Here is a 25,593-nt window from a genome sequence, read left to right on the forward strand (position 1 = left end):
GTTTGCGGGAGGATATGATCGATGGCAAAAATTGGCATTTTTGGGTCTTGGTGGAATGGGCTATTCGATGGCGGGGCACCTAGCTGCCAATGGGCATGAGGTCACAGTCTATAACCGCACGATGGCCACGGCGGAAGCTTGGGTGGCTGAGCGCCAAGGTGCGATGGCCGCCACGCCGCGGGAGGCGGCGGAGGGCGCTGATTTTGTCACGGCGTGTGTGGGCAATGACGATGATCTGCGCGACGTCTGCATCGGCCCTGACGGGGCTTTTGCGGGCATGGCGACCGGTTCGATCTTCGTAGATCACACCACAGTTCCTGCGGCAGTCACGCGTGAGATGTTCGCTGCGGCTGAAAAAGCTTGGAATCGGCTTTGTCGATGCGCCAGTCTCCGGTGGGCAGGCAGGCGCAGAAAATGGAGTGCTTTCGGTGATGTGCGGTGGCGACAACGCGCAGTATGAAGCAGCAGAGTCGGCAATCGCAGCCTATGCCCGAATCTGCAGAAGGATTGGGGAGTCGGGCGCTGGACAGATCACTAAGATGAGCAACCAGATTGCCATTGCGGGTTTGGTGCAGGGTCTGTCTGAGGCGCTGCACTTTGGTGAGAAGGCAGGGCTGGACGGGGCCGCAGTGGTCGAGGTGATCAGCCAGGGAGCCGCAGGTAGCTGGCAGATGTCGAACCGCTATGAGACCATGCTGGCGGATCAATTCTAACACGGGTTTGCAGTAGATTTGATGCGCATGGCTCTGGGCATTTGCCTCGATACTGCGGATGAAACGGGGGCCAGTCTGCCGGTCACGGCGCTGGAAGATCAGTTTTACAAGGACGTACAGAAAATGGGTGGTGGGCGCTGGGGTGCATCGTCGCTTATCAAACGCTTGCGATACATGGGCTAACACGCACTGGCCCATCAGTAATCCGAAACAGATCAACACCCCAGCCGATGCAAGGACATGAAGATCGCCAAAGCCAAACCGCTGATTACGCGTAGGTTGCGACCAATTGTCGAACAGAGGGCAGCGCATGATTATGATGTCGTGCTCAATGACGACGACAGGGTCGTTTCCAGCGACGAACTGATTGCGGCATGCCGTGAGGTGGACGCGGTTCTGCCCTGTCATTCAGAGCACTTCAGTGCCGAAGTGGTCGATGCAATTGGACCAAGGCTCAAGATAATCGCGAATCACTCGGTGGGTACAGATCATGTCGATCTTGCCGCCGCAAAAGTGGCAGGGGTCGTGGTTACGAACACGCCAGACGTTCTGTCCGATGCTACGGCTGAGATTGCCATCCTGTGCATGCTCGGAGCAGCACGGCGCGGTGCCGAGGGTGACGCGATGGTAAGGTCCGGACAATGGACGTTCTGGTCACCCGATTTCATGGTTGGACGGCAGGTCACCAGCAAGCGTTTTGGCGTTCTGGGTATCAGACCTGCTGCTTTCTGTGGTATCGTCGGCCTTAAGCCTACATTCGACTTGATTCCGCGAACCGGTATCCTTCCGCAATCGCCGTTTCTCGATACCGTCGGGGTGTTTGGACGCAGCGTCGAGGATTGTGCGCTTCTGGCGGAGATCCTGGCAGGCCATGATCCGGCGGACCGGGCAAGCGAGCTTGTGGCGATGCCACGTTTGCTGGATGTCGCCCAATCCAAAGCGCCAGTTAGCCCTGTTTTTGCGTTTGCAAAATTGCCGGGCTGGGAGCAGGCGGACCCGCAGATGATCGCTGCAACCGAGGATTTGGTTGCCCTGTTGGGGGAGCAATGCTTCGAGGTCTCCTGGCCCGATCTGGACGAGGTTGCTGCTATCCGCGAGCGTATCAATTTTGCCGAGATGGCAAAATGCTACTATGGGTTGGAGCGGCGCGGGCGCGACCTGATGCCGGACAAACTGAAAACCGCGATTGACCAAGGGAAATCAGTTCTTGCGCGCGACTATATTGCTGCATTGGACTGGCGCGAACTGATCAATGCAGGGATGGATGCAGTGTTTGCCCGCTGCGACGCAATCTTGTGTCCGGCGGCTCTTGGCCCTGCTCCGGAGGGGTTGGACGATACGGGGAGTTCTGTGTTTAATGGGATATGGACCCTTAGCGGCATGCCTGCCGTCACACTGCCTGTGTTTACCGCAGAAAACGGCATGCCAATGGGTGTGCAGCTTGTCGGGCGGCTCGGTGATGATGCACGGCTGCTGCGAACAGCACGGTGGTTGGCGACACATCTTGAAACCCTCGATGACGGGAATTGAAAAATGAATAGAATATTGCGGTCTTCGCGTTTCTCGTGCTGGTAGGTTTCCTCGGCATTCTCATTTTCCATGTGCCGCGCCTGGATCTTGGAGCGGTCATAGCTCTCACGGTACTGCTGGCGTTCTGGGACCTCTTTACAACGTATAGGTCTCGCCGGTCCTGATTTCCCTTCGGAAGGGACCGGCGCATGGGTGCGTTTTGCCCATCGGCGCCGTCGGCTTTGATGCTGCTGATACCGACGCGCGGCGGTGCTTTGTCTTCCTCCGTCGACTCTTGCTTGGGGACGGAATTTACGAGATAGCCCCCCATATCCGCCACGAAACCGTGATACGCGACGCTCATGGGATCCTGCTGCCCGGCCAAATCGCCGTTGATAATTGCGTTTTCACCGATGATGGATGCGTGGCTGGCCCTTGTTGAGGGTGATCGCAACCGCTCCGCTGTGGTTGACGATATGGAACGGGCGCGGCCATTGGATTGTGCCGATATGGGTTGGCTCGGTTACCTCGATACCTGCATGATCGCCATGGTTGTCGGGAGACAAACCGCCGCTCAGGAATTCGACCTGCTCGTTGTGAGATTGAGCAGCGACGACCAGCGCCTTGTCTGCCGACGGATAGAGCTTTGCCGGTCCTGCGACGTTTAACGTCCAATACTGGTCTGGCGCATTGAGGTCGATGGCTGTGATTGTCGGCGAGGTGTGGTCTGCGACGAAGATGCGCCATGTGACCAATCCATCGTCGGCCCAGACGGGCACGGCGTTAATAGCCAGTGCACCGTGCACGGCGGCGGCGAGTTGAGGAGTGTTTGTGTTCCTTTTACCGGGTGGTGATCAAGTGTTTGCAAGATGGGATTGAGTGAAACGATCGCGGGAGAGCGTCTTGCGCTCTGCGCGGTCAAGACGGGCGAGCACCTCCGCGTCACCGTCGCCGTTTGCGCGTGCGACGAGCCAAATGCGGCGGCAGGATACAGGCGACCAAGGCAACGCAGCATCGGCGAGCCAACGACGCAGGACAGGTGGAAGCGCGTCATAGGCCGCCATTGGATCGGCGGCCCTTTGGCGACGTTTTATTGTCGTTGCACCAAGATTGCGTGTCATGTTGCATCCTCAGGACGGAAATCGGGTCGAGAACCAGCACCAGCGCGTCTCGCGTGACCGCGCAGCATATCGAGACTGCGCGCCAGTTCAGGGCGGGTCATGTCGCGGGCAATCACCACGATGCGTGAGCAACGGTCGCCGCTGGGCCAGTCGAGCAGGGGGACGGGTGGATCAAAGATATGCTGCACGCCATGGAAGACGAAGGGCGTTCCAATCCCTTCAAGAAACACAATCCCCTTTACTCTCAAAATGTTGGGACCGCGCAGTGCGACCAGCGTATCGAGCCAAGCTTGGGTCCGCCCGTCGCTTGAAGAACAGCACTTAAGAGCGTGGTCTTTCCTGCGCCAAGAAATCCCGTCAGCAAAGTGACAGGTAAACGGGTATCGGTGCGTGAAGCGTCAGAGGTCATTTCGAAGTCTACTCACGGGCAAATACTTATAGAATGTTATGACATAACGATATTGTGTAAAAAGAGCAAATCATCGCAGGTGTGGCAGCAATATGCCGATGCTGAGGATTGTGATCAGCCCACCGGCGATGCTGATGATGAGCGCTGAAGGGGGACGTGCCTTGGCGTCATTGATGAGGCACGTCCCCTAAAGCAGAGGTGTAGGTTGCGGATTATAGGCATTCCGCAAGCGATGCCGCGAGATTGCGGATGACTCGGGGGTAGAGCGCAGGGCCTAGTTCCAGATCGGAACCCAAGGGATCGATAACCGCAGTTTTCGCATCAGACCCATCCAGAACCGTTGTGACAAGGCCTGGGTTGAATTGCGGCTCGGCAAGAACGCAATCGATGCCTTCGGCGGAAATTCTCTCGCGGATTTCAGCGATACGCGCCGGGCTAGGATCAGAGGCATCGCTGACCGAAATAGCGCCTGCAGCGGGGAAGTCGAAATCATTTTCGAAATACTGGTAGGCATCATGAAAAACGATGAAACGACCACCGCGCAGGGGTTCAAGCATCGCATTGACTTCGGTGATTACCGCGTCAAGTTCTGCGCGGCCTGCGGCGGCATTTGCAAAGTAAGTACCTGCGTTGTCCGGATCAGCGGTCGAAAGCTGGGCTGCGATCACATTCAGCCAGTTAGAGGCGTTTTGCGGCGAGAGCCATGCGTGAGAATCATGTTTGCCATGGTCGTGTCCTTCATGGTCATCATGGTCATCATGGTCATCATGGTCGCCGTGTTCCGCATGGTCGTCGTGATCATGGTCCTCTTCGGAATGGTCATCATGATCCGCGTCGTCATGCGCCTCTGCGCTGTGTGAGTGCTTTTCGAACAATGCGCCTTCGCGGAAACCCAGTCTAATCGTCCCGTCAGTTTCCAAAAGTTCGGTTGCCGAAGCATCGGCGGCCAGCGTATCTATCGCGCCCTCCAGCCAAGGCGACAGGTCCGCACTCACCCAAAAGACCAGATCAGCCTCTTGCAGCGCGGTTGCCTCGGAGGGGCGCAGTGCGTATTCATGCGGGCTGGCGCCTTGTTGAACGATTAGATTCGGGGTTCCTACGCCCTCCATCACGCGCGCGACCAGCGAATGGACAGGCGCTATATCAACAGCTACGCTTGGCGCTTCGGCAAAGGCTGTGCTGCCGATCAAAGCAGCAGCGAGGGAAATGGGCAGGAGTGTTCTGGACATTGTGACTTCCACGTGATTATATAACATTACATCTTCCATACGAGAAACGTAATAACATGACAAGTGGCCCTTCGAATATTTCTCCCGAAGCCCCTCTCGGTTTTGAGCGGCATGATCATGCGGCTTGCGTTGCCGATGGGCTGTTGGCCGCCGAAACGCGCTGTGCGGATGACGGGTTGCGGTTTACACCTGTGCGTCGGAAGGTGCTGGAAATACTGCTGCAAGAGCACAGGGCGCTTGGGGCATATGTTATCCTCGACCGGTTGCGCGATGCAGGCTTTGGATCGCAGCCGCCGGTCGCTTACCGTGCGCTTGATTTTCTGGTGACACACGGGCTTGCCCACAAGATCGAGCGGCTTAATGCCTTTATCGCTTGTGCACATCCCGACCAGATCCACGCGCCGGCTTTCATGATTTGCCGCCTTTGCGACTCTGTCGCCGAAGCACAATCGGAAACCAGCCGCAGCGCTTTGACATCGGCTGCAAAAGCAACCGGTTTCAGGATTGAACGCACAGTGGTCGAGGCGGAGGGCGTCTGCCCCGGCTGTGCTGAAAAGGCAGACGCATGAGCCTTATTGAAGTTGAAAACCTGAGCATCCGCTACGGTGCCAATATCGTGCTTTCAAACGTGTCGCTGAGCGTCGATGCTGGTGAGATCGTGACCATCGTCGGCCCAAACGGGTCGGGTAAAACCAGCCTTTTGCGCGCCATCATTGGGGCTGTGAAGCCCGCAAAGGGGCGGGTGAAACACGGCGCGAATGTCCGGCTGGGTTATGTCCCGCAAAGGCTGCATATTGATCCGACCCTACCAATGACCGTCGCGCGTTTTCTTGCCCTGCCGCGCGGTGTGGCAGCTGTCGAGATTGAGGCTGCGCTCAAGCAAGCCGGAGTGCCGGATCTTGCCAAGGCGCAGATGTCGCGGCTCTCTGGCGGGCAGTTTCAACGGGTCTTGCTGGCGCGGGCCCTGATCGGCAAGCCGCAGATATTGCTCTTGGATGAGGCGACACAAGGCCTTGATCAACCTGGTTCTGCCGCGTTTTATCAACAGATTGAAACGGTGCGTCGCGAGACGGGTTGCGCAGTTTTGATGATCAGCCATGAATTGCATGTGGTGATGAGCGCATCTGATCGAGTGATCTGCCTTAACGGTCATGTGTGCTGCGAAGGCACGCCCGAGGTCGTGGCGTCTGCGCCCGAGTATCGCGCGCTGTTCGGCTCGGGCACGATGGGCGCGCTGGCGCTTTACCGCCATGATCATGATCACGAACACCATTCGCATGACACATGCGGGCATACCCAAACAGAGGCCGCCGAATAATGCTGGATGATTTCATGATGCGCGCAACTCTCGCCGGGGTCGGTGTAGCACTGGCCGCGGCCCCACTGGGCTGTTTCGTCGTCTGGCGGCGCATGGCCTATTTTGGCGACGCGACGGCACATGCCGCGATCCTGGGCATTGCTCTCTCGTTAGCGCTGTCAATCTCGGTATTCGCAGGTGCCTTGGTGATCGCGCTTGTCATGGCGCTGACGGTGAACCTGCTGACAGGGCGTGGCTATGCCATGGACACGCTTTTGGGTGTGTTGGCACATTCGGCGCTTGCCTTTGGCTTGGTGGCAGTGTCGTTCCTGTCGGGCATCCGGATTGATCTGATGGCCTATCTTTTCGGTGACATCCTGGCCGTGTCGCGCACTGATCTTGCGGTGATCTGGGGCGGTGCGGCGCTGGTCGTGGCGCTGATCGGCTGGCGCTGGTCGGCTCTGTTGACCGCGACGTTGAATGAGGACTTGGCCTATGCCAGCGGGATCGACCCCAAGCGTGAACAGCTCGTTCTGACGCTTGCGCTTGCTATTACTGTTGCTGTTGCGATCAAGGTCGTCGGCGTTCTGCTGATCGCTGCGATGTTGATCATTCCTGCCGCAGCCGCACGCCCATTAAGCCGCACACCCGAAGGCATGGCCGTGGTGGCGGCAGCCATCGGCAGTGTCTCGGCACTGGTCGGGCTGCGGGCGGCCTATGTATTTGATACACCCGCAGGGCCGTCCATTGTATGTGTTGCCGCCTTGGTTTTTGCAATGCTCAGCATCGTCGGAAGCCTTCGCACGTCCACCTAATTTCCCACTTTCCGCTCATCACCCGGCACGGAGATACCCCGATGAAAAACGCAGCATTGATCTTCGCACTTTTGGTTCCCACCGCAGTTTTTGCGCAGGAGACACGGGAGCTTGGCGCGCATGAGCACGGACACTCCGCGCTCAATATTGCTATTGAGGGCACACAGGTCGCGATGGAGCTGGAAGCGCCCGGTGCTGACATCGTGGGTTTTGAGTATGAGGCCAAAACGGCAGAAGACCGCGCTAAACTGGACGCGGCGATTGCTGAACTATCAAAGCCGCTGTCGCTTTTTGTTCTGCCTGCCGCGGCAGGTTGCGCAGTGACCTCAGCGAGCGCGGGCCTGATTGACGAGCATCACGGGGAGGATGAGGCGCATGATCATGATCATGACGATGCCCACAAGGACCATACCCATGAGGACCATGCTGAGGAAAACCACGCGCATGAGGAACCTGACGATCACGCAGAAGTCGAGGGTGCGAAACATACCGAATTTCACGCAGAGTATCTGTTGAGCTGCACTGATCCAAGCGCCATCGACCATATTGAATTCGCCTACTTTGAAACTTTCCCGAATGCGCTAGAGGTCGATGTGCAAATGATCTCTGACAAAGGCTCGCAAGGTTTTGACGTCGTGCGCGAAGCTCCCATGGTCGACCTTTCGGGGCTGATCTGACGAGGATGCGAGGTGACTGACACAACAGCGACAAAAGACGCCCTGAGCCTCAATCAGGTGGAGTTTTTCTGGGCCGGACGCGATGCTTTCGGCCTTACCGTTCCCGGCTTTGCCCTTAAACGGGGCGAGCGTGTATTATTGCTGGGGGAAAGCGGGTCGGGGAAGTCGACCCTTCTGTCTCTGATCTGTGGTATCAATGCGGCCCAACGGGGCTCAATCCGGGTTGACGGCATTGAAATGGCATCAATGCGCGCGGCCACGCGGGACCGCTTTCGCGCCGAGAAAATCGGGATCGTGTTCCAGCAGTTCAACTTGCTGCCTTACGCCTCGCCCATGGACAATATCCTGCTGCCGCTGCATTTCGCGCCCGAACGGCGTGCCCGGGCAGGAGATGCACGTGCTGCCGCCCTTACCCTGACCGATGCACTTGGTCTCGCGCGGGATGCTGTGACATCCGCCACTGCGGACCGCCTCAGCGTCGGCCAACAACAGCGGGTGGCGGTTGCACGTGCCCTCATCGGCGCACCTTCGTTGATTATTGCGGATGAACCCACATCCGCGCTTGATGCCGGATCGCAGGCGAATTTCCTCGATCTGCTCTTTGCTCAATGTGCGGTCGCCGGATCGACGCTTTTAATGGTGAGCCATGATGAACGGCTGGCCACCCGCTTTGATCGCAGTGTCTCCATGAAAGACATTGCGACTCTCACCCGCAAGGCCGCCGCATGATACTGTTGCATCTTGCTCTGCGCAGCCTCATCGCGCGCCGTCTGACCGTCGGGCTGACAATTTTTTCAATCGCCCTGTCGGTTGCCCTTTTCCTGGGAGTGGAGAAAGTGCGTACCGGTGCCAAGGCGAGTTTTGGTGATACGATTTCAGACACTGACCTGATTGTGGGCGCGCGGTCTGGATCAGTTCAACTGTTGCTTTATTCGGTGTTCCGCATCGGCAACGCGACCAATAACGTCACGTGGGACAGCTATCTCGACATCGCTGCGCGACCGGAAGTAGATTGGATCGTACCAATATCCTTGGGGGACAGCCACAGGCAGTTCCGCGTGATGGGCACGACGACGGAATATTTCGAACGCTACAAATACCGCGGCGGCAGGGCTTTGGAATTCGCCGAGGGCCGTGCTTTCGACGATCTGTTCGATGCAGTGATCGGGGCCGACGTGGCTGCGACGCTTGGATATACGGTCGATGAGCCGTTAGTCGTGGCACACGGTCTTGCGTCCTTCGTGAGCCACGATAACCAGCCGTTTCGGGTTTCGGGCATCCTTGCCAAGACAGGCACGCCGGTCGATCGGACTGTGATCGTCAGCCTTGAGGCGATCGAGGCCATTCATGTCGATTGGCAAAGCGGTGCGCAGGTTCCCGGTCAGATGACGCCCCCGGATGAAATCCGGCAGATGGATCTGACCCCTGGCGCCATCACCGCTGCCATGATCGGCGTAAAATCCCGCCTTCAGATTTTTGCCCTGCAACGCAGCATCAACCAATACTCGAAGGAACCGCTATTGGCCGTTCTACCCGGTGTCGCATTGCAGGAGCTTTGGGGCACCGTTGGCATTGCGGAAACGGCTCTTGTCGGGGTCTCGGGTATGGTAGTGGCCACCGCCTTGCTGGGCATGGCGGCGATGATTTTCTCGGGCCTGAACGAGCGGCGCCGTGAGATGGCGATCCTGCGTGCGGTGGGCGCGCGCCCGGTGACGATTATGGGTATGCTCATGCTGGAGGCGGTGTTGATGGCGGTCCTTGCAGCCTTGTTCGGCATCTTGCTGCTCTACGGGGGAATGTGGGTCATGCAGCCTTATGTCGATGCCGCATTTGGTCTATATTTGCCGATAGAGCCACTTTCATCGCGGGAGGGGCTTGTGGTGGGGGGCGTCATTGTTGCCGCAGCCTTAACAAGCCTGTTTCCCGCAATCAGAGCCTATCGCCTTTCACTAAGCGATGGGATGACCGCCAGAACCTGATTTGAGCAGGAGGGAACAGATGCAAACGACACGCCGCATGGCCATGTCAGGCTTGGTCGCCTTGTCGGCTCTGGCGCTGGCCAACCCTGTTGCCGCGAGATCCGTGCAACAAATCGGATGGGCCGACCTTATCCCCGAAGGTGTTCCGCCTGCCGAGATCATCGGCGAAGGGATGTTGGATGAAGCAAATGACATCTGGCGACCTGTTTTTGACAAGAATGCCAACCGTTTTGTCACGGCGCTTAACGGCGCCCAAGTGCGAATGCCCGGATTTATGTTGCCCCTTCAGACAAGCGGCAGCGGCGTCACGGAATTCATCCTTGTGCCCTACGCAGGGGCTTGCATCCATGTCCCACCCCCGCCCCCGAACCAACTGGTGTTTGTCACGTCAAAGCGCCCGTGGAATGCGCAAGTGATGTTTGAACCAGTTTGGGTGACAGGGACGATCATGGTCGACCCGATCAGCACCAATCTGGCCGACATCGGGTATAGCATGCGCGCGGACCTCATCGAACTCTATGAATGGAAATAAGTTGACCATGGATTTGATGCACTCTGATCGGCGCCTGTTCATGACTGCCCTCGCGGCAATGTTGGGCCTTCCCGCTGCATCAATGGCCCGCGAAGATTTTATCGATCTCGACTGGTCCGATCTGATCCCGCCCGGACAGGAGAACATCACCCAGACGCTTCAGGGGATGGGGATCATTCCGCATGACGAAATGGCGATGGTTCGATCGCAGCAGCCGCAATCTTCCGGTGTCCGCACCGATTACAATGGCAAGATCGTGCGCATTCCGGGGTATATGGTTCCGCTGGATACGACCGGGGCAGGGGTCACGGCCTTCATTTTGGTGCCCTATGTTGGTGCATGTATCCACGTGCCACCACCGCCGGCGAACCAGCTGGTTTTTGTGACCACCGGCACGCCTTACAAAAGCACGGATTTGTTCGAGGCGGTCAACGTCATCGGGATGTTCGGGACGGCCTCGACCAGCACTAGGCTCGCCGATATTGGGTATGCGCTTTCGGCCGATGCGATCGAACCGTTCCGGCGTTGAGGCAGCCTGTCGGCACGATGCCCTTCAAGCGCAACACCAGAGCCGAGGTAAGTTACGAAGGTTGCGTTCTACCGCATCCATGCCGTCAACAAAGCCATTGATTAGGCCGCCATGCCAAGGGTTTTCAACATAGGGGTGGCGTAGCCCTACGACCGCCCTTCAGATACGCATACGTGGCAGGTCGTGCGGGTCGAGCCGGAGTTCGATGAGAACAGGGGCCTTCCGGTGCTCAATCGCTGCAAGCGCGGTTTCGAGTTCTGCATTCGAATGGACTTCGATCCCTTGTCCACCAAGCGATCTGGCGATGTCAGCGAACGAAGGCCAGTGGAATTCAGTCAGGCTCGGGTCCATTTTCCGGTCGAGAAACTGGATATGTTCAGCTCCATAGGCGGAGTCGTTTGCAACAATGACAATGAGATCAAGCCCAAGGCGCACGGCAGTGTTGAATTCGTTGATTCCGCCCATCATGAAGCCGCCATCGCCGCAAAAGACCACCACGGGCCTGTCCGGAACGGCAACACCCGCGCCGATGGCTTCCGGCAAGCCAAGCCCGATGGAACCGAAATTTGCTGTGACAACGAAGCTTTGTGGATCGGGAGCGGAGATGCGGCACCAGACTTCGGTCATGAACCGCCCGCCATCGGTGACGAGGACACGATTCTTAGGCAACGCCTTTTCAAGTCGTTCTAGAGCCTGGACAAAGTTCACAAAGCCATCGGCTGTCTTATCCGCTCCTACGGGGTGGGCCGTGAGCACTTCGATATCCAATTCGCGGGTGAAGCCGCTTGGCGCGATCTCTGCCTGATCCAGCCAATAGAGTATGGTCTCGGCTGTCAGTCCGGCATCGGCCACAAGTGCGGCGTCGGGATGCAGGCCACCGCCGATGGCGGTTGGCTCGATATCCACCTGGACGATCCGCTTGTCCTTCATCAGCTTACCGCGATCGGTCGTGAAGTCATGCAACCCGGTTCCGAAACAGACAATGCAATCGGATTGGGCAATCAATTCATAAGCGGCCGGGGTGGAAAGTGTGCCGAAAATGTCGATGTTGTAGGGGTGTTTGTTGAACAAACCCTTGGCCTTCAGCGTCGTGGCAAGCGGGGCTTCCAGCCTGTCGGCGAGGCGGATCAGCTGATCGCGCGCACCTACAGCGCCGCCACCGGCCAGGATCAACGGGCGGCGCGCCGAGGCAATCATGCCGATGGCCTCGTCGAGAATGTCGCCCTGGGCCACGCCGCCCGGTGCGGTGAAAACGTCGAGTACTTGAGATGTATGACTCACTTCCTGCCACATGAAATCGGACGGCAAATTCAGCACGATTGGGCGACGTTCGACCTGTGCGCGATAAAAGGCGCGCGCGACATCCATGCCAACGGTGTCAGGCGTACGCAATTGCTCGAATCCCGCGCCGGTGGCCTTGACGACCTCACGTTGGTCGATGCTTTGCAAATGACGCGGGTTAGCCACCGGTGTATCCCCGGCAAGCAGCACGATGGGGATATGTCCGCGCACGCCTTCTGTCAGCGCGGTCATGCAATTGGTCAGCGCCGGGCCATGTGTCACCGTCGCAACACCAACCTTTTCCGCGACATGGGCATAGGCCAGTGCCATTAGCACCGAACTACCCTCATGTGCCGAGGGGACAAATCGCCCGTCACAGTCCCGCACAAAGCTGTCCACCATGAACAGGTTGGCGTCGCCCATCAATCCAAACATCGTATCAACCCCCTGGTCGCGGGTTGCACGGGCAATCGCTTGATAAACCTTCATTTTTCCCGTCATCTCGTGTTCACTCCCGTCGTGGCTATGTCAGCGCCAGCCTCAAGCTGCCCCAGGTCGACAGTGGGGCGCGCCGGAAACCAGATATCGAAACCAGTGGGCAGCGAGGGTTTGCAGCCAATGGTTTGATAGATTTCAATCTTCGTCTTTCTGTGAATGCCGCTTGTGTCAATGCTGCATTTTCTATCGGGCAGTGATGCGATGTGGCCCGCCGCTGCCTTGTCTGACTGTTTGCGATGACGGGCCCGACCATGGGATGATCCACCGATTCCATTGCCAACCATGTTCCTGGCGGTGCGGCTTTGAGGGTGCTGGCCGTTTCGAGTCCTGCTGGCGCTGTTGCTGTTATCGAGCTAGTAAATGGTCAGCCCCACATCAAAGGAAGCAAGCGCATGTTCAACGACCTGCAACTTAGTTTCGAGCGGGTGCATGCGGCGACGCGGCACGAGCGTGTTGTCGATGCTGAGACCCGCAGGCGGCGGTTGGCCGCGCTGACGCGACTGGTGGTCGAAAACCGCGCCGAGATCGCGCGTGCCATTGATGCCGATTTCGGCGGGCGGGCGCGCGAAGAGACAGAACTGATGGAGATTGTGCCTCTGTTGCAAGCCGTCCGTCACGCATCGCGCCATTTAGGGCGATGGATGCGCGACAAGCGACGCTCTGTGGCGCTGACATTTCAGCCGGCGCGGGCCTGGGTGCGCCATGAGCCGCTGGGTATCATCGGTATCGTTTCGCCTTGGAATTACCCGCTATTGCTTGCCCTTGGCCCACTGGTCGATGCGCTTGCAGCCGGAAACCGCGCCATCATCAAACCCTCCGAACTGACTCCTGCATTCGCGGAGTTGCTAAAGCGGCTGATCGCGGTGGCCTTTGCCGACGATGAGGTTGTTGTCGTGACCGGCGGTGTTGAGGTGGCCGAGGCCTTCACCGCCTTGCCTTTCGACCATCTCGTCTTCACCGGCTCGACGGCGGTTGGACAAAAGGTAATGCAGGCGGCAGGGCGAAATCTGACTCCGGTTACGCTGGAACTTGGCGGTAAATCACCGGCAATAGTCGGGCCGAATTACGCGCTCGACAAGGCAGCACGGTCAATTATTCTGGGCAAGTTTACCAACGCAGGTCAAACCTGCATCGCCCCGGATTATGTTCTGGCACCTGCCGCGTCAGTCGACGAGCTTGCGCGCGTCCTTCTTGCCAAGATTGAACAGGCCTATCCCAGCCTGCAAAGCAATACCCAATACAGTAACATAATCAGTCAACGCCATCGCGACCGGCTTGATGCGGCTCTTGAAGCAGCGCAGCACGCTGGTGCGCGGGTTTTGCAGCCGAAGGGGGCAGAGGGTGGGGCAAAGCTTGTCCCGACGATTGTGCTGGACACACCCGAAGACTCGCTCCTGTTGAGCGAGGAGATTTTCGGACCGATCTTGCCGATAGTGCCTTATCGAGATCTTGATGAGGCGCTCGCATTCATCAATGCGCGCGCCCGCCCGCTTGCACTTTATGCATTTTCGAATGATCGAGCGACGCAAGAAAAGATACTTGACGGGGCGATTTCAGGTGGGGTGACGTTGAACGGCACGCTTTTGCACATTGCACAAAATACGCTGCCTTTTGGCGGGGTTGGGGCAAGTGGTATCGGGGCTTATCATGGCAAAGATGGTTTTCTCCGTCTCAGCCATGTCCGGGCGGTTTACAAGCCAGGTTTTTTTAACACTTTCGAACGCTTGGGGCCGCCTTTCGGACGGCTTGCGCGGCTCACCATGCGCATTCTTGGCCGCTAAGGCGTTCCCGTTCATACCTGAGATAAGGATGAAGTGGCGCACAATGTGGCTTTGCCCAAGCGGTTATTGCTGGGCAGTGTTCTTTCTGGCAGCCTGGGAATGTAGGCGCAATTCCGCAGATCGGGCGTGACCTTCCATTCCTTCGACCCGGCTGATCCGGGCAGTGCGCAGGGCCAACTCGTGCGAAGCGATCCCGTTGCAGCGCTGCCATGTCACCGTCTTGGTGAATTTGTGCACTGACAGGCCGCCAGTATAGCGCGCAGCGCCGCTGGTCGGGAGCACATGGTTTGGCCCCGATGTCTTGTCCCCGAAGGCCACAGTGGTTTCCTTGCCCAGAAACAGCGAGCCATAGGCCGAAAGCCGGCCCAGCCACCAGTCTAGGTCAGTGGCCTGCACCTGCAAGTGTTCGGGGGCGTAACGGTCCGCGACCTCGGCAGCCTCTTCCCGGCTGTCACAGAGGATCACTTCGGCACGCTCGTCCCAGGCGATGCGGGCAGCGGCGGCGTTGGAGTCGGGCAGGCTGTCGATCAGTGCTGAGACGCGGTTGAGGACGCCTTCGGCCAAAGCGCTGTCGGTCGACACAAGCCACACGGGACTGTCGATGCCGTGTTCGGCTTGGCTGACCAAGTCCCAGGCGACGATTTCGGCAGAGGCGGTGTGATCGGCAATGATCAGGGAATCTGTGGGGCCTGCAAACATGTCGATACCCACTTCGCCAAAAAGCATTCGTTTGGCCTCGGCGACATAGCTGTTGCCGGGGCCAACAAGGATATCTGCTGGCTTACCGCCGAAAAATCCCTTTGCCATTGCCATGATACCCTGCACACCTCCAAGGTTCAGGATCAGGTCGGCACCGCACAGGTCCATCGCAAAGACAATGGCGTCGGGGATGCCGACGTTGGGACGTGTTGGCGATACGGCGGTGATGTGCTGCACGCCTGCGACCTTGGCCGTGGTAATCGTCATCAACGCGCTGGCGATGTGGCTATAGCGGCCGCCCGGCACGTAGCACCCTGCGCTCGACACCGGGATTTGCTTCTGACCGGCGATCAGGCCCGGCATTACTTCGATTTCGCATTCGCCCATCGTCGCCTTTTGCGCCTCTGCAAAGCGGCGGATATTGGCGTGGGCAAAGCGGATGTCTTCCTTGAGACTTTCGGGCACACGTTCACATGCAGCTTTGCGGGCGTCGTGCGACAGAGCGATCTCGCCGGTCCAGCCATCGAGTTTTTCGGCGTAATCGCGCACTGCCGCCTCGCCGTTGCGCTCGATATTGGCCAGCATGATGGCGACGATATCGCGAATATCCTTGTTTTCGATTTCGGGGCGAGGATCGGCTGATTTCAGGTAAGTGATTGCCATTTGTCACCTCGATTTCATTAGGGAGTGCGCATGTATCGCGTCGGCCAGCACGTCGATGGTGTCGATGATCGCAACGGCAGAGGACAGGTTGGGGGCGAGCAGCGAGAATTCGGAGCAGGCGACAAGGACAAGCGCCGCGCCTTTGTCCGCCAGTTCGTTTGCTGCGCTCGTCAGAGTGCGGTGTGCGTCGGGCGTGGCGCCGTTGGCCTTGATGTCGCGGATTGCACCAAGCATCAGGTCGGCGTTTTCCGGCCAGAGAGCCGTGAGCCTTTGCCGTTCAAGGGCCTGGTCGAATATGCCGGCCAGTTGAACCGCCGGTGAAGCAAGAAAGCCGATGCTTGCGCCGCTTGGGAGGCATTGCGCGGCGCGGGCCACCGCGAGGTCGACCATGTTCAGGAGTGGAATGGAGACTGCCGCCTCGATCTGGCGCGCATAGTGGTGGGCCGTGTTGCAAGGGATGCTAAGTGCTGTGGCCCCGGCGGTCTCGAGCCGCCGGGCCATATCGGACAAGACCGGCGCAGGATCGCTGCCGGTGCCTTCGATCAGATGTGCAATCCGCGAGGGCACCTGTGGGTTCATATCGATCAGGAGTGGAATGTGATCGGCGTCATCCCTTGCCTTTACCGTGGCCAATACCCGTTGCTGCAGCAGGATGGTCGCCTCGGGGCCCATGCCCCCCAGAATGCCGACGACATTGCGGGTCATGGCGTGACCTCGCTGAACGTTGCAACGATCAATTTGCAGACCAGCGCCCAGCCATCGTTGGACACACCTGACGACAGGCGCATGTCGAGGAGCGTGGGAACCACGACAACGTCCATTCTTACAGCGTGACCCAACGGTCGGCGTTATCGAAGGCGAAATCATAGCCGCCCAGAGCCGCCGCGCCACCGGTGTGCAGGAAGACAACCCGCTCGCCCTTGAACGCGCCCTTGCGCGCCAGATCAATCAGGCCGGCTGCGCCCTTGGCCGAATAGCAGGGATCCAGAAGGATGCCTTCAAGCTCGGCAAACATGCGGATCGCCTCGATACCACTGTCGGTAGGCAGGCCATAGCCTTCGCCGACGTAGTCGGTGTTGGCCATCACGTCGTCGCGCTTGACCACTCCGGCGCAACTCAGCTTCTCGGCGGTCTTGCACGCCAGATCATAAACCATCTGTTCCTGTTTTGGCTGCGGCGCGCGGGTGCCGATGCCCAGTACGGGGATCTGCGCGTTCATCGCGCACATGCCGGTGACAAGGCCCGCTTGGGTGCCTGACGACCCGGTGGCATGCACCAGGCGGTCGATCTTGAGGCCTGCGTCATTTACCTGACCAAGCAGCTCGAAGGCGCAGTTCACATAGCCAAGCGCGCCGGTCGGGTTCGATCCGCCACCGGGGATGACATAGACGCGGCGCCCCTCGGCGCGCTTCTTTTCCGCCGCACGCTCCATTTCTGCGGGCATATCATGGCCGCCAGGAAATTTCTGGGTCGTTGCGCCATGCAGGTGATCCAACAGCACGTTGCCGTTGGTATTGTAATTGGCGTCGCCATAGCCGGTGCGATCTTCAAGCAGGATATGACAATCGAGCCCCAGCTTGGCGGCATAGGCCGCTGTCTGGCGCCCGTGGTTTGTCTGGGTCGCGCCCTGGGTCATCACCATGTCGGCGCCTTGTTCAAGCGCCTCGGCCATCAGGAATTCCAGCTTGCGGGTCTTGTTGCCGCCGGTCGACATCCCGGTACAATCATCGCGCTTGATCCAGAGCTCAACGCCCAGTTCCTTGGACAGGCGCTTCATCGGCTCCAGCGGTGTGGGCAGATGGGCGAGGTGAACGCGCGGGAAACGGGAGAGGTGCATGGTAGGATCCTTGTGGTTATAGGGGCCGGGATGCGAGAGGCAGTACCGGCTGAGAGCCGGGTGCGACGCCGTGAAGGTGAAATGCCGAACTTAGGGACATATGATAGAACCGAGGGGCTGGCGAAGCTACAGGCGATAGAGGCTTCGTCGAAGGCAGGGCAGTTTGTTCGACCGGCATGATGACCTCACTCCTCGTCATGGCGCGCTCATCCACGCATCCGGGTATAGGCGGGATCGTAAGGCGAGGGTTCGATCACTTCGACGCCGACCAGGTTACCATAGAAGTCCAGCTGCATGGTTTTGCCTGGAGCGGCGTGTTCCGGATCGACGAAGGCATAAGCCAGATTGAGGGCAACCCGATGGCCCCAATCCCCCGAGGTTACGGTGCCGATCACCGTGTTACCCTGCATCAAGGAAGCACCGCTATGGGCGGGCGCGTGGGTGGCATCGACCTTGAGCGTTACCAGCTTCTTGCGCTGCCCCTCTTCACGGAGTTTCAGCAGGGCCTCCTTGCCGATGAAATCACCCTTCTCGGCCTTAACGAAACGGTCGAGAGAGGTCTCGAAAGGGTCGAATTCGGTGATGAGGTCGGCCTTCCAGTGCATGAAGCCTTTCTCCATCCGCATCGACTCAACCGCACGCGCCCCGAAAAGCTTGAGTCCATGCGTTTTGCCGGCCCTACGCAGCGCCAGATAGGCAGCGTAGAGCGAGGCATTGGGCACGTGGATTTCATAGGCCAATTCGCCCGAGAAGCTGACGCCGAGCACGGTGGCGGGCGCAAAGCCGATGTAGCATTCGCGAACGCTGAGCCAGGGAAAAGCCTCGCGCGACCAGTCGCCGCGCGAACAGGCCGCAAGCACGTCCCGAGCCTTGGGCCCCGCAAGAACCAAGATGGTCTGATCGTTGGTAAGACTGCGGATCGTGACGTCTTCGCCATCCTCAAGATGCGTTTGCAACCAATCCATGTCGTGGAATTCGCTCGCTGCGGCCGAGCCATACCAAACACGTTCCGGTCCGCGGTCGCTGGCGGGCAGGTTGGCCACCGTCGCCTCGCCCTTGACCATGCCGTGATGGTTAAGCAGGTAGCCGAGCCCGACGCGCCCGTTGCGCTTGGTCACGGCGCCGCAGAACATGCGGTCGAGAAACGTATGCCGGTCTGCGCCGGTGATTTCGAACCGGTTGAAGCCATTGACCTCGCAGAGGCCAACATTCTCCTGCACATTCCTGACCTCGGCGGCGACCACGTCGAAGGCTTCGTCGAAATTGAAGCTGAGCGTGGGGTGAAAATCGGGAGTGGGCTTGATGTATTCGACGCGCTCCCATCCGTTCACGACTGTGAATTCCGCCCCTTCGGCGGCAAGGATGGGCGTGAGCGGCGTGGTTTTGGCCGGACGGCCCGCTGGGCGGTGTTCGTGTGGGAAGTGGAAGCGGAACTCGTTTTGATAGTCCTCGATTGCCTTGAGCGCAGTCAGTTCGACATTGGCGTGACCCGTAAAGCGGCGCGGGTCGATCACCCAGGTGTCAAAGCACGCTTCGCCATGCACGATTTGTTGCGCAAGAAGCCAGCCATGCCCGCCGCCTTCGCCCAATCCCGCGCGCAGACCGATGATACAGAAAGCGTTGCACTTGCCGGGAATCGGGCCGACCAGCGGCGCGCCGTCAATGGTATAGGTGATCGGGCCATTGACGATGGTGTGGATGCCCACCTCCATTAGCGCGGGCATCCGCTCGAAGGCGCCTTCCAACACGTCGGTGACACGATCGAGATCGTCGGGGCACAGGGCATTGACGAATTTTGGGTCGATCCCGTCCATGCCCCAGGTCTTGCAGTCTTGCTCATAAAAACCGACCAGAAGGCCGTTCTTTTCCTGACGGCAGTAATAGTCCGAGATCGGACAGCGCAAGAGCGGCATTCGATGGCCCGCCTCCTTGATCGCCGGAATTTCCTCGGTGAGGAAATATTGATGTTCCATCGAGGCGACGGGATGATGCACACCCATCATCGCGCCCACCTCGTTCACCCGGTAGCCGCAGGCATTCACCACGATATCGCAATCGATGTCGCCATGTACGGTGTGAACGGTCCAGGTGTCGTCCTTGTACTGGGTCAGCGCGGTTACCGGTGTGTTACGATAGACTTCGGCTCCAGCTCTGCGGGCGCGACGCGCCAGCGCCTGGCAAAGCTGCGCGGGGTCGATATCGCCATCGAGAGGATCCCATAGCCCGCCCAAGAGATTATCGGTTGAGATCAGCGGGTGACGATGGGCGCATTCCTCGGCATCAATCACCTCAAGATGCACATCCATCCCGCGCGCCATCGAGGCAAAGTGGCGGTACCCCTGCATCTGCGCTTCGGTATTGGCCAACCGGATGCCACCATCGCCGTGGTGGTAATTGATCGGGTATTCCGGGTCGTCCGCCAGTTCCTTGTAGAGATTGATCGAATGCGTCTTGAGCCCCACCATTGTCTGGTTGCCGCCGAAATTCGTCACCTGGGCGGCTGAATGCCAAGTGGTGCCCGAGGTCAGCTCGTTGCGCTCGACCAGAACGACATCGCTCCAGCCTTCCTGTGTGAGGTGATAAAGCGTCGAGCAACCGGCAATGCCGCCGCCGATGACAACAACTTTGGTGCGCGATTTCATTGAATTGGTCTCCAGCAAGCATCAATGATGATAGGGTCGCGCATTGCCGTTTATCGCAATCTCGCAGTTAGTGTTCAGAAAAAATCACATGTTACATATCAATAACTCTTACAAACCGGGTCATGTCGTATCCTGATCGCCGAATGCCCTGGCCCCCATTCGCGCGCGCAAAGCAGCTGGGCCAATTCCCGACAGATATCGGGGCGCTAAGACTTCAGGTGATAAGCTTGAAGCTTTCCGCAAGCCACGGGTAGCTCTGATGGATCGGAGCAATTGCGTGCGTGCTCACCAGGGTGCGCACCTTGTCATCGACGAGTTCGAACAACGACCGGGAACAATCGGGTGTCTTGATGAGCGCCAGCGTGCGACCAAAGTCTTTTTTCGGAAAACGGTGCATCCGAAGCGAGGTCTGAAACCTTTTGGCGCGCGAAAACAGCAGTGGGGTGGAAATCGTCCAACCGGCCCCTGCGGCCACCATCGCCATCAATGTCTGGTTGTTCGCGCATTCAAACCTGTGCGGCGCAGAAATGCCCGAGCGACCTAGGTGGGATTCGATCTGACGGGCGATGACCAGATTGCTGGAGAATCGCAGAAACGGGAGTTTCGCTCGTCCTTCCATGATATCCGGTATCGATTGCGCGAAGTTCAACGGAAGAACCAGAACATATGGATCATGCAGCAACGGACGATCTTGCAGGTCGCGAAACTGCTCGCTTGGGATACTGGCGATACCAAGATCCAGTTGACGGTTGCGCAGCATCTCGATGATCGTGTGGCTGGAATCCGTGTGGTACAAAAAATCGCATAGCGGCCTGTTTCTGGACAAGTATACGGCCAGTTCGGGTATGATATCGCTGTCAAAATCCTCGATCGTGCCGAGCCTCAGATAGCTCGCTTCGGAAATGCTGTCGGCAGAAGCTTCTGCCACGGCTTTGCGTATGGAATACAGGGCATCTTCGATGTTTCGCAGAAATACCTGCCCCTTCTTGGTTGGCACCATCGGCCTGCGGGAATGGTTGAACAGTTCGACCCCCAGGTGGTCTTCAAGATTGCGAAGATGATGTGAAACGGTACTGACGGTGAGACCGGTCTCTTGAGCGGCTGCTTGTAAGGAGCCTTTTTGCGCGCAGATCTGGAACAGTTCCAACCACTTCAGACTCAGATCTTTGCGGGCGGATTTTTGTGGCATGAGGGCGGTCCTGATGTCCTTCGAAGTTGTCGCATTTCTCGCAACTCATGAGAATAATGATCTCAAAAACTCGAAATTGAAAGAATTGCGTCTAACAGATCCGAAAACTGTGGAAGCCTTCCAGCCCAGAGTGCACCGCGCATGAACCGCAATCGAAAGGACACCGCAACAGGCCAAGATGTGCTATCACATTCAGGGAAGTCTGAAAACCGCGATAAAGAGGAGACTCTCCTGGGGCACCTGGCACGCTGTTGATACTGGGCCAACTGAACATAACAGCCAAACTGCCAGCAAGGTAGACGGCTCAACAAATCCAAAGGGAGTAAACTATGAAATCGAAAACCAGAAATGCAATGATTGCCGCGCTATCGGCAGGGGCCACGCTGTTTGGCGCGTCTCAGGCTATGTCCGAAGAAATCACCGTTGCGTATTTTCTTGAATGGCCAATGCCATTTGAATACGCCAAACAGATGGGCACCTACGAAGAAGCCCTCGGCGTCGACATCAACTGGGTTAGTTTCGAAAGCGGCGTCAAAATGTCGGCCGCAATGGCGTCCGGCGACGTTCATCTGTCCGTCAGCCAAGGTGTGCCGCCCTTTGTCGTGGCAACTTCGGCCGGTCAGGATCTGCAAATTCTCGACGTGGCGGTATCTTATGCCGACAACGACAACTGCGTCGTGCGGTCCGAGCTTGAGATCGACAAAACCAACGCCGGAGAGCTTGCGGGCAAAAAAGTCGCGGTTCCGCTCGGCACTGCCGCGCACTACGGCTTTCTCAAGCAGATGAGCCATTTCGGCGTTGATGTTGCCACTATGGATGTGGTCGACATGGACCCGCCCGATGGCGCGGCGGCAATCGCGCAAGGTGCGGTCGACATGTTCTGCGGCTGGGGTGGTTCGCTGCGCCGTGCGCTTGAACATGGCAACATCCTGATCACCGGTGCCGAGAAAACCGAACTCGGTATTCTCGTTTTCGATGCGACGACAGGACCGGCTGGCTGGGTGGCCGAGAACGGCGACATGGTGAGCAAGTTCCTTAAAGTGACGGCAGACGCAAACGCGATGTGGGCCGATCCGGCCAACCATGCCGAAATGCTGCCGCATATCGCCAAAGATGCCGGCATGGACGAGACTGCGACCATGGAAACAATGTCGACCTTCAACTTCCCGACCGTCGAAGAGCAACTGGGCGCCACTTGGCTGGGTGGCAATGCACAGAACTTCATGAAAGGCGTCGCAGACGTTTTTGTTGAAGCCGGGTCTATCGATAGTGCTCTTGCAACTTACGAGAACGCTGTGAACACGGGTCCGTTGTCTGCTGTCGGCGGCATGTAAGTAGCCCTATTGGCGATGGCACAAGTTGGTTTAAGCTTGTGCCATCGTTCCTTACGAGCAGCTCCGGAGGCCTCATGTCCACGCTTTCAATCGAAAATATTTCAATGCGGTTTGACCTTCCGAACGGCTCTCACGTACAGGCACTTAAAGACGTGTCGTTGGAACTCAATACCGGCGAACTTCTTAGCGTGTTGGGTCCGTCCGGTTGTGGCAAGACAACGTTGTTGAATATCGTCGCCGGTTTTCTTGCGCCGACCGAAGGTCAGATCATACTGAACGGGCACACGGTTATCGGCCCCGACGCTGAACGTGGCATGGTGTTCCAGCAAGGTGCATTGTTCGAATGGATGGACGTCCGGGGAAATGTCAGCTTTGGGCCGCGTATGAAGGGCCAGAAAGAGGCCCAATGGGGCGCACATGTGGATCACTTGCTTGATGTCACTGGATTGGGTGATTTCAAGGATAAGGCAATCTATGAACTGTCCGGTGGTATGCAACAGCGCGTGGCTTTGGCCCGCTGCCTTGCCAACGATCCCGATGTGATCTTGATGGACGAACCGCTTGGCGCGCTAGATGCGTTGACGCGAGAGAAGATGCAGGGGCTTGTTCTCAAACTCTGGAAAGAAACCGGGAAAACCATCATCCTCATCACCCACTCGGTTGAAGAGGCTATTTTGCTCGGGGAACGTCTGTTGGTCATGGCGCCTCGCCCCGGACGCATTCACAAGGAATACAACCTACCTTTTGCCGACATGGGGGTTGATGCAGATCTGCGCGAAGTCAAACAAGCAAAGGGCTATGCCGAAACACGCGAAGAAATCCTCGAAATGATCTGGGACATGGAGGAAGAAATCATGGGCCGCACGGGGGACACACAATGATCGGGATATTCATCCTCGGCGTCTATCTGGCGATTTTCGCGCTTTCATTTCTGGTCGTTCGTTTCCTCGTACAGCGTACGGTGCACGACTATACGTCGCTGAAAACCGTCACTTTCGGCGATGAAAGCGCTGTTACATCGAACCGGATCGCTTCAATCGTGTCGGTCGTGACAATCTTTCTCATCTGGGGGTCGTTTACAGGCTCTGCATGGGTGCCGGGATTCCTTCATGCACCTGGCCCGTTCGTGGGTGACACCTCGTTCACATATACGATAGAGACGACGGACGGCGTGCGCGACGATGCCACTGTGCAGGTCCGCGTCTTCAATTTCGGTGAAACCGCCACCAAATTCGATGTCGATCCGGGTGACGGCATCGCCAAGAACGACGCTGTGGCGATGAACGCCTCGCGCTCGACAACAATCCTGTTTGATATAAACGACGAGGTCTCGCGTAAGGACGGTGCGCATGTTGTGGCTATCGACGGGACGGCAATAAATCAGGATGGTGAAATAAAGACACCTGCCGGCCGCTTCACCCTGACCGACAAGGGTGCAATCAACTTTTCTCCACCCTCAGGTTTGCAAATGGAACCCATCTGGTTACCTCCGCCAGAGGCGGTGGTTGCCCGGCTCGTTGAGATTGCCGACGAGGGATACCGCAATAGTACCCTGTGGAAGCACCTGGGCTATTCGTTGTTTCGGGTGATTGCCGGGTTCTTCTTTGGTGCGCTTCTGGGTATCCCGTTGGGTTACGCGATGGGATTGTCCAACTGGTTTCGCGGCTGGTTTGAACCGATCGTCGAATTCATGCGGCCGGTTCCACCGCTGGCGTTGATTCCCTTGGTCATCATCTGGTTCGGTATCGGTGAAACCGGCAAGATCATCCTGTTGTTCCTTGCTTCACTCTGGATCATGGCGATTGCTGCCAGGGCAGGCGTATCAGGCGTGAATATCTCAAAAGTCCACGCAGCATACTCACTTGGCGCAAGCAAGTTTCAGATCATGCGCTATGTCATCATGCCCAATTCATTGCCCGAGATTTTCACCGGGGCGAGGGTGGCAATGGGGGTATGTTGGGGGACCGTTGTTGCTGCTGAGCTTGTTGCTGCGTCGGAGGGGGCGGGCATGATGATCATGGTCGCTTCGAAATTCCAACTGACCGACATTGTGTTGATGGGGATCATCCTGATCGGCGTTATCGGCTTTGCTATTGATATCTTGATGAGCAAAGCTGAGAACCTTCTGGTGCCATGGAAGGGCAAAAGCTGACCAGAATTAATTTCTGGTTGCATGCGGGACGCACGTTACCCTGAAGCGTATCAATCAAACTGCGCTTAGGGGGGTGCCTTGAAACGCTTTAGCCAAAGCGAAGGAAGACCTTTAGAAGGTCCGCGCGGTCAAGCATCCCGACGAGTTCACCGTTACGAATAACCGGATAGGTCCGGAACGACCGCTCAAGGAATACTTCAGCGGCCGTGACGAAATCGGTTTCGGACTCTATCGTGGCAATCTCGGTGCTCATTCGTTCGGCCACGGTCCCGTTCCACTGCTGGTAATAGCTCGCGTTCAGAGCGGGACGAAAGCAGTCCTTCTCGGTAAGGATACCGATCAGCTGTCCCGCCGTGTCGACAACAGGTGCCGCCGATATGTTTCCCGATGCCAAGTATGCAGTGGCCTCGCGTATCGGGGTCTCGGGGGTCAGGCGCAGGAAGTCGGTCTGCATGATAGACGAGATTCGCTCCTCAGTCATTTCCGTGCTCCAGTTTTTTGCGGTGCGGGCATCCGTCGCATCTGCTCTCGGGCAGGCAGGAAAGGCCCCCGCACGACGTCTGTGGTGGACGCCCCCTGATCAACAAGCCAAGCGCCAGCCCGCCAAAGACGAGAAGGAAGATACCGATGGACAGGATCAATTCCATTGGGGCGCCTCATGCAAGGACGCCTGCATCGATGCCGACCGTGGCGTCCCTATTGGGTGT

General features: G+C 57.9%; 24 protein-coding genes and 2 pseudogenes. 14 read left to right on the forward strand and 12 right to left on the reverse strand.

All coding sequences use genetic code 11. The annotated features are described in order from the left end of the window. The first annotated feature begins 55 nt into the window (after positions 1–55). Both LZG00_17630 and LZG00_17635 read left to right on the forward strand, forming a co-directional pair. Positions 56–896 (forward strand): annotated as a pseudogene (locus LZG00_17630) (NAD(P)-dependent oxidoreductase). A gap of 57 nt (positions 897–953) precedes the next feature. Further along, positions 954–2,243, forward strand: coding sequence for a hypothetical protein (locus LZG00_17635; GenBank protein ID MCF3595809.1), 1,290 nt, complete (start codon positions 954–956; stop codon positions 2,241–2,243). A 386-nt stretch (positions 2,244–2,629) separates the two neighbouring features. On the opposite strand, the gene LZG00_17640 is transcribed toward LZG00_17635, so the two are convergent. The 5 genes and pseudogenes from LZG00_17640 to LZG00_17660 all read right to left on the reverse strand — a co-directional run bounded on the left by LZG00_17640 (position 2,630) and on the right by LZG00_17660 (position 4,981). Then, positions 2,630–3,028 carry a hypothetical protein gene (locus LZG00_17640; GenBank protein ID MCF3595810.1) on the reverse strand — a complete coding sequence of 133 codons (399 nt, stop codon included), beginning with the start codon at positions 3,026–3,028 and terminating at the stop codon, positions 2,630–2,632. A gap of 48 nt (positions 3,029–3,076) precedes the next feature. Beyond that, a complete protein-coding gene (locus LZG00_17645) occupies positions 3,077–3,343 on the reverse strand; it encodes a DUF6525 family protein (protein MCF3595811.1) in 267 nt (88 codons plus the stop codon). Then, positions 3,340–3,591 carry a GTP-binding protein gene (locus tag LZG00_17650; GenBank protein ID MCF3595812.1) on the reverse strand — a complete coding sequence of 84 codons (252 nt, stop codon included), beginning with the start codon at positions 3,589–3,591 and terminating at the stop codon, positions 3,340–3,342. The genes LZG00_17645 and LZG00_17650 overlap by 4 nt, the downstream gene beginning before the upstream one ends. Before the next feature lie 62 nt (positions 3,592–3,653). Continuing rightward, positions 3,654–3,752: pseudogene (locus LZG00_17655) on the reverse strand (hypothetical protein). 212 nt (positions 3,753–3,964) lie between these two features. Further along, entirely contained in the window at positions 3,965–4,981 is a 1,017-nt protein-coding gene (locus tag LZG00_17660; GenBank protein MCF3595813.1) for a zinc ABC transporter substrate-binding protein, read from the reverse strand. Positions 4,982–5,037: 56 nt separating this feature from the next. Here LZG00_17660 and LZG00_17665 point away from each other — a divergent pair, with 56 nt between their 5' ends. The 8 genes from LZG00_17665 to LZG00_17700 are packed head-to-tail and all read left to right on the forward strand — an operon-like array spanning position 5,038 to position 10,810. Next, the gene (locus LZG00_17665) at positions 5,038–5,550 is read left to right on the forward strand and encodes a transcriptional repressor (GenBank protein ID MCF3595814.1); all 513 of its coding nucleotides are present in this window, start codon (positions 5,038–5,040) and stop codon (positions 5,548–5,550) included. Beyond that, on the forward strand, positions 5,547–6,299 hold the full coding sequence (locus tag LZG00_17670; GenBank protein ID MCF3595815.1) for a metal ABC transporter ATP-binding protein: 753 nt from the start codon (positions 5,547–5,549) through the stop codon (positions 6,297–6,299). Before LZG00_17665 ends, LZG00_17670 begins: the two co-directional genes overlap by 4 nt. Then, positions 6,299–7,093 carry a metal ABC transporter permease gene (locus LZG00_17675; GenBank protein MCF3595816.1) on the forward strand — a complete coding sequence of 265 codons (795 nt, stop codon included), beginning with the start codon at positions 6,299–6,301 and terminating at the stop codon, positions 7,091–7,093. The genes LZG00_17670 and LZG00_17675 overlap by 1 nt, the downstream gene beginning before the upstream one ends. Before the next feature lie 41 nt (positions 7,094–7,134). Further along, the gene (locus LZG00_17680; GenBank protein MCF3595817.1) at positions 7,135–7,770 is read left to right on the forward strand and encodes a DUF2796 domain-containing protein; all 636 of its coding nucleotides are present in this window, start codon (positions 7,135–7,137) and stop codon (positions 7,768–7,770) included. Positions 7,771–7,782: 12 nt separating this feature from the next. Beyond that, entirely contained in the window at positions 7,783–8,499 is a 717-nt protein-coding gene (locus LZG00_17685; protein ID MCF3595818.1) for an ATP-binding cassette domain-containing protein, read from the forward strand. Further along, on the forward strand, positions 8,499–9,749 hold the full coding sequence (locus LZG00_17690) for an ABC transporter permease (protein MCF3595819.1): 1,251 nt from the start codon (positions 8,499–8,501) through the stop codon (positions 9,747–9,749). The genes LZG00_17685 and LZG00_17690 overlap by 1 nt, the downstream gene beginning before the upstream one ends. A 19-nt stretch (positions 9,750–9,768) precedes the next feature. Next, the gene (locus LZG00_17695; GenBank protein ID MCF3595820.1) at positions 9,769–10,281 is read left to right on the forward strand and encodes a DUF3299 domain-containing protein; all 513 of its coding nucleotides are present in this window, start codon (positions 9,769–9,771) and stop codon (positions 10,279–10,281) included. A gap of 16 nt (positions 10,282–10,297) precedes the next feature. Next, positions 10,298–10,810 (forward strand): DUF3299 domain-containing protein, encoded by a 513-nt coding sequence (locus LZG00_17700; protein ID MCF3595821.1) that lies wholly within the window; start codon positions 10,298–10,300, stop codon positions 10,808–10,810. A gap of 159 nt (positions 10,811–10,969) precedes the next feature. On the opposite strand, the gene LZG00_17705 is transcribed toward LZG00_17700, so the two are convergent. Further along, the gene (locus LZG00_17705) at positions 10,970–12,580 is read right to left on the reverse strand and encodes a thiamine pyrophosphate-binding protein (protein ID MCF3595822.1); all 1,611 of its coding nucleotides are present in this window, start codon (positions 12,578–12,580) and stop codon (positions 10,970–10,972) included. A gap of 401 nt (positions 12,581–12,981) precedes the next feature. Here LZG00_17705 and LZG00_17710 point away from each other — a divergent pair, with 401 nt between their 5' ends. After that, positions 12,982–14,370, forward strand: coding sequence for a coniferyl aldehyde dehydrogenase (locus LZG00_17710; GenBank protein ID MCF3595823.1), 1,389 nt, complete (start codon positions 12,982–12,984; stop codon positions 14,368–14,370). Positions 14,371–14,433: 63 nt separating this feature from the next. Here the strand turns inward: LZG00_17710 and hisD are convergent, their stop codons facing one another. The 5 genes from hisD to LZG00_17735 all read right to left on the reverse strand — a co-directional run bounded on the left by hisD (position 14,434) and on the right by LZG00_17735 (position 21,400). Beyond that, entirely contained in the window at positions 14,434–15,732 is a 1,299-nt protein-coding gene (gene hisD, locus LZG00_17715; GenBank protein ID MCF3595824.1) for a histidinol dehydrogenase, read from the reverse strand. 3 nt (positions 15,733–15,735) lie between these two features. Beyond that, positions 15,736–16,437, reverse strand: coding sequence for an amino acid racemase (locus tag LZG00_17720; protein ID MCF3595825.1), 702 nt, complete (start codon positions 16,435–16,437; stop codon positions 15,736–15,738). Positions 16,438–16,555: 118 nt separating this feature from the next. Beyond that, positions 16,556–17,569, reverse strand: coding sequence for a D-cysteine desulfhydrase (locus tag LZG00_17725; GenBank protein MCF3595826.1), 1,014 nt, complete (start codon positions 17,567–17,569; stop codon positions 16,556–16,558). 206 nt (positions 17,570–17,775) lie between these two features. Further along, a complete protein-coding gene (locus LZG00_17730; protein ID MCF3595827.1) occupies positions 17,776–20,211 on the reverse strand; it encodes an FAD-dependent oxidoreductase in 2,436 nt (811 codons plus the stop codon). 214 nt (positions 20,212–20,425) lie between these two features. Continuing rightward, positions 20,426–21,400, reverse strand: coding sequence for a LysR family transcriptional regulator (locus LZG00_17735; GenBank protein MCF3595828.1), 975 nt, complete (start codon positions 21,398–21,400; stop codon positions 20,426–20,428). A 329-nt stretch (positions 21,401–21,729) separates the two neighbouring features. Here LZG00_17735 and LZG00_17740 point away from each other — a divergent pair, with 329 nt between their 5' ends. The 3 genes from LZG00_17740 (at position 21,730) to LZG00_17750 (ending at position 24,886) form a co-directional block, all read left to right on the forward strand. Then, entirely contained in the window at positions 21,730–22,734 is a 1,005-nt protein-coding gene (locus LZG00_17740) for an ABC transporter substrate-binding protein (GenBank protein MCF3595829.1), read from the forward strand. Between the two features lie 74 nt (positions 22,735–22,808). Further along, positions 22,809–23,615, forward strand: a complete 807-nt coding sequence (locus LZG00_17745) for an ABC transporter ATP-binding protein (protein MCF3595830.1) — start codon at positions 22,809–22,811, stop codon at positions 23,613–23,615. 5 nt (positions 23,616–23,620) lie between these two features. Beyond that, complete coding sequence (locus LZG00_17750; GenBank protein ID MCF3595831.1) at positions 23,621–24,886, forward strand: ABC transporter permease subunit; 1,266 nt, start codon at positions 23,621–23,623, stop codon at positions 24,884–24,886. An 88-nt stretch (positions 24,887–24,974) separates the two neighbouring features. Here LZG00_17750 and LZG00_17755 read toward each other — a convergent pair whose 3' ends face one another. Next, entirely contained in the window at positions 24,975–25,367 is a 393-nt protein-coding gene (locus LZG00_17755; GenBank protein ID MCF3595832.1) for a CBS domain-containing protein, read from the reverse strand. Positions 25,368–25,593 lie beyond the last annotated feature (226 nt).

The organism is Rhodobacteraceae bacterium LMO-JJ12 (assembly GCA_021555075.1).
In the GTDB taxonomy this organism is placed as follows: domain Bacteria; phylum Pseudomonadota; class Alphaproteobacteria; order Rhodobacterales; family Rhodobacteraceae; genus JAKGBX01.